Origin of the sequence: Planktothrix sp. (assembly GCF_046067725.1) — a bacterium.
In the GTDB taxonomy this organism is placed as follows: Bacteria; Cyanobacteriota; Cyanobacteriia; order Cyanobacteriales; family Microcoleaceae; genus Planktothrix.
Genome location: NZ_JBJUDF010000229.1, coordinates 1 through 4,627, shown reverse-complemented (window position 1 = coordinate 4,627; position 4,627 = coordinate 1). Strand labels below are relative to the sequence as shown.

Here is a 4,627-nt window from a genome sequence, read left to right as displayed (position 1 = left end):
TTGAGGATTAAAATTTTCTGTGGATAGTAAATTTTCTTCGGTTAAATCATTCAACTTGTCTGGACAAACCTTATTGTTGTTCCTGACTTTAGGGTTGAGTGTATTCGCCTTAAGTTTAGATGGGGTGAACGACCATTTATTCCACGTTCAAGGGTCGTTATTTTTGCCGTGGTTGCTTTGTACGGTTGCGGTTTCGGCGTTGGGATATTGGGTGATTCCAATTTTAGTGACAATTAAAGCCGGACAATTGATTCGAGAAGATGGCCCCCAAGCGCATTTACAAAAAGCCGGAACTCCAACGATGGGCGGGATCTTTTTTGTTCCGGTGGGCGTGGCGATCGCTTTAATTTTAACTCAATTTCATCCTAATGTGATTGCAGTTTCAGCCTTAACTTTAGCCTACGGATTCATTGGTTGGTTAGATGATTGGCAGATTTTAAGACGCCAATCAAATAAAGGAATTTCTCCTCGCATGAAATTGGCGTTGCAAGTCGGTTTTGCAATGCTATTTTGTTTTTGGTTATTAGCAACTGATGCTACAACTTTAACCACTGTTGCTTTACCTTTGGGATTAACAATTCCGTTAGGATTATTATTCTGGCCCTTAGCAATTTTTGTGCAGGTTGCTGAGAGTAACGCCACCAATTTAACCGATGGGGTTGATGGGTTAATGGGGGGGTTAGGTGCGATCGTATTTTTGGGTTTAGGAGCCTATTTAGCTCCCACAGCACCGGAATTAACCACCTTTTGTGCTTGTATGAGTGGGAGTTGTTTAGGATTTGTTACCCATAATCGCAACCCAGCAAAAGTCTTTATGGGGGATACGGGAGCCTTGGCATTAGGAGGAGCTTTTGCGACGGTTGCCTTATTAACGAATAGCTTGTGGGTGCTATTGATTATTAGTGGAATTTTCTTGATTGAAACTTTATCGGTGATTGCTCAAGTCAGCTATTATAAAGCGACAAAAAACCCCGATGGAGTCGGGAAACGGTTGTTAAAAATGGCGCCTTTACATCACCATTTAGAATTATCAGGATGGCAAGAAACCCAAGTGGTAGGTAGTTTCTATTCGATCAATGCTATTTTAGTCTTAATCAGCCTAATTTTAGGTTACTTATCAACCTAAATCTTGCCATTCTCCCAACCTGGTGTGATTCCCCATGACTAACCTTTCTGTTGTGATCCCGGTTTATAATGGCGCAATGGATTTGCCGGAGTTAATTGAGGGTTTACGATCGCAAACCTATCCGGCAAATCAAGTCGAATATTTATTAGTGGATAACAATAGTCAGGATAATTCTGTTGCAATTGTGCAGGAGTTAGCCGCCTCTTCTTCTATTGAAATTTCATCATTATTAGAAAATAAAATTCAAAGTTCCTATGCGGCTCGTAATGTCGGAATTCGCGCGGCAAAAGGTGAAATTATTGCCTTTACAGATATGGATTGCCGACCGGAACCGCAATGGTTAGAGGAATTAATTCAACCTTTTTTAAATCAAAAAATCGGATTAGTTGCTGGAGAAATTATTGCCTTACCCAGTGAAAATTTATTAGAAAAGTATGCCGATAAACAGGATACTTTATCTCAAAAACATACCTTAAATCATCATTTTTTACCCTACGGTCAAACGGCTAATTTAGCCATTCGTCGCGCTATTTTTGAACAGGTGGGGTTGTTTCGTCCCTACCTGACCACGGGAGGAGATGCGGATATTTGTTGGCGAATTCAACAACAAACCGATTATCAACTGGAATTTGCACCCCAAGCAACGGTTAAACATCGTCATCGGTCTACCTTCAAAGGATTACAAAGTCAATGGCGACGCTACGGACAATCCAATCGTTATTTACACGAACTTCATGGAATTAATTTAATGGAAGGGTTCAAACCTTCGGATTATGTTTATCGCTTAGGACGTTGGCTGTTAAAAGAATTACCCGTTGGTAGTGTTAAACTTTTGATGGGAAAAGCAGAAATTGTGGATTTGGTGAGCACCCCCATCTCGTTATTAAATGGGCGTGCGCGTTTTCAAGGACAACAACAAGCCAAATTATCGGAACAAGCTCGATGGATTGACCGTTTTTAAATTGCACTGGTTGTATTAAAAATAACACAGTATAGTTAAAATTTGGGTTCTGTGTTCTCTATTAACGTAGATAAAGTTTTTTTAACTTTAGGCTAAATTAGCGGTAAAGCTGTTATATTGTAAAAACTCAGTTGAATTTGTTTTTGTCAGGGCTTCAACTCGATTTAGACATCACACCGAACCTGACTAACAGAGGCTTTCTACTTTTCAAAAATATCCTAATCACAGGAAAAATGCGGTTCTTTTGGTAGATAGCCTGTGATTAACTCAATTGGCATTAGCCTAGAGCATTTTACTGTCTCTTGGTCTTGATAATTGAGTTAATCTTGATGCCTTGATCTGCCATTCAATGATGTATCACTAATCCCCAAACTTTATCACCTTGAGTACATCTTGAAACACCAAAAAACACCCAAAATTTGTATTTTAGGCGGAGGTTTTGCTGGACTTTATACAGCATTACACTTGGTTTCTTTACCGAGAAACAAATCTCTCAGCCCTGAGATTACATTAATTGATAAAGAGGAACGTTTTTTATTTACGCCTTTTCTTTATGAATTAATCACTGATGAATTTAGAGACTGGGAAATTGCGCCTTCGTTTCATAAATTATTGGATCAAGATCAGATTCAATTTTACCAAGGAATCGTCGAAAATGTTGACTTAAAAAAACGAGAAATTCATCTCAATAATGGGAATTTAACCTATGATTATCTCGTTTTATCCGTAGGTCGAAAAACATTTTCGGCGGTGAGAACTCACGAACAAGCTCAAACCTATGCCTTCCGAACTTTAGCGGATGCAGAACGCTTGAAACAGCGATTATCCTTGTTAGAATTATCCCAAAAACCTAAAATTTCGATTGCCTTAATTGGAGGCGGGCCGAATGGAGTAGAATTAGCAGGGAAACTCGCAGATCGTTTAAAACAACGAGGAGAAATTTATTTAATTGTTCGGGGTCAAGAAATTCTGAAAGGATTTTCCAAGTTTAGCCAAAAAGTGGCTTATCAGTCTTTAATCTCCAGAGGCGTGCAAATTAAATTTCAAACCCATATTGAATCTGTTGATCCTGAACATATCACCTTAGTGGCTCCTGAATATCAAGAAAAAATCCAGATTGACTTAGTGGTTGAAACCGTAGGAACCCAACCCAGAGAATGGCTGTATCACTTAGATTGTCAGCATAATAAAAGAGGTCAAATTTTAACAACACCGACATTACAATTAGTGGATTATCCTGAAGTTTTTGCATTAGGAGATTTAGCGGATATTCGGAATTTACAAGGTCAACAAGTACCCGCAACGGCTCAAGCGGCGTTTCAACAAGGCTCAGTGACGGCTCGAAATTTGAAAGCTTTAATCAGGGGTCAATCATTAAAAGCATTCCACTATTTTCATTTTGGAGAAATGCTGACATTAGGAATTCAAGAAGCCACCGTGTGCAGTTTTGGGATGAAATTAAGGGGTTTAATGGCTTGTTGGATGAGAACCTGGGTTTATATTTTATTAAGAATGCCGACGGTAAATCATCGTTTACAAGTGATTCAATATCGCTGGAAACAAGAAATGACTAAACTATTGACAATATCCCGCAGATCGACTAAATTGAAATCCCATAAAATTCTCTAATCTTGAATCGGGAGTAAATTTTATTAAATAAACTGGTAAAAAATAAACTCAATGAACGGTTGCAAAATAGGAGCTTTAAAATGGAGAGTTTAAATAAAAAAACGGATAATACAACTTTAACAAAACTGTCTATTTCTACTCTAATTGTCGGAACAATTGGTTTACAATTTGCCGTTGCATTATTCTGGTTGTGCCCTAAAAACCATCCAGCTTTCTCCTCCAGAAATCTTTGTCCTGCTCTGCCCGCAGATCCCACTTTTTTTCCATTTTTGGATTATCCAATGTACGCGACCGCACGTTATGAGGGAGTTCAAATAGATGAAAAGTTTCTCTATGGGTTTTTAGAGAGTGGAACCAAAGTTCCCATTACTGATGAAGAGCTAGAGATAAGTCGTTATCAATTTCTAACTAAAGTGATTCCGAGAGTTCAAGAAAAGAATGATAAAGCCATTGAATATTATGTAGGAATCTATGAAAAAAAATATCATAAAAAATTGGTTAAATTACAAGTAGAAAATCATCCGAGAGTGATTACCCGGAATGGAATTAAGCCAGGAGAAAAACAAGTAATTTTTGAACTGAGTTTCTAATCTTAATAGACAACAATTTTTCACTCGATAGATCACTGTAATTAGCAAAAAAAAATGAAAATTAAAAAAATAGCATTTGATTTATCTCAACGTTGGAATGCTTATTGGTTTCAGTCTTCACCCTTGTTTGATCTAGCCGTTTGCCGAATCATAATTATTGCATTTCAACTGGGGAATTTGATCGTTAGAGATTATTACGGAGCCATGTTAAAAAGAGGAGAGGTTGCTGCTTTAAATTACAATCCCTTAAATCCGGTGAAGTGGTTAACCTTTCCTTGGGGATGGGAACAAGTTCCTCCCAATTGGTATTTATCCTTAATT

Annotated in this window: 5 protein-coding genes; all 5 read left to right on the top strand. The window is 37.9% G+C overall.

The window, feature by feature from the left end; all coding sequences use genetic code 11:
* The first annotated feature begins 19 nt into the window (after positions 1-19).
* Entirely contained in the window at positions 20-1,126 is a 1,107-nt protein-coding gene (mraY, locus tag ACKPEB_RS14120; RefSeq protein WP_408965564.1) for a phospho-N-acetylmuramoyl-pentapeptide-transferase, read from the top strand.
* Between the two features lie 34 nt (positions 1,127-1,160).
* The gene (locus ACKPEB_RS14115; protein ID WP_408965563.1) at positions 1,161-2,087 is read left to right on the top strand and encodes a glycosyltransferase; all 927 of its coding nucleotides are present in this window, start codon (positions 1,161-1,163) and stop codon (positions 2,085-2,087) included.
* A 393-nt stretch (positions 2,088-2,480) separates the two neighbouring features.
* Positions 2,481-3,716 (top strand): NAD(P)/FAD-dependent oxidoreductase, encoded by a 1,236-nt coding sequence (locus ACKPEB_RS14110; RefSeq protein ID WP_408965562.1) that lies wholly within the window; start codon positions 2,481-2,483, stop codon positions 3,714-3,716.
* Positions 3,717-3,796: 80 nt separating this feature from the next.
* Entirely contained in the window at positions 3,797-4,306 is a 510-nt protein-coding gene (locus tag ACKPEB_RS14105) for a hypothetical protein (protein WP_408965561.1), read from the top strand.
* 54 nt (positions 4,307-4,360) lie between these two features.
* Positions 4,361-4,627: hypothetical protein (locus ACKPEB_RS14100; RefSeq protein WP_408965560.1), on the top strand; the 267-nt coding region annotated here is incomplete at its 3' end.

Coding starts and splice junctions, on each gene's coding strand:
- ACKPEB_RS14115 (WP_408965563.1), top strand. CDS start 1,161: ATGACTAACCTTTCTGTTGTGATCCCGGTTTATAATGGCGCAATGGAT.
- ACKPEB_RS14105 (WP_408965561.1), top strand. CDS start 3,797: ATGGAGAGTTTAAATAAAAAAACGGATAATACAACTTTAACAAAACTG.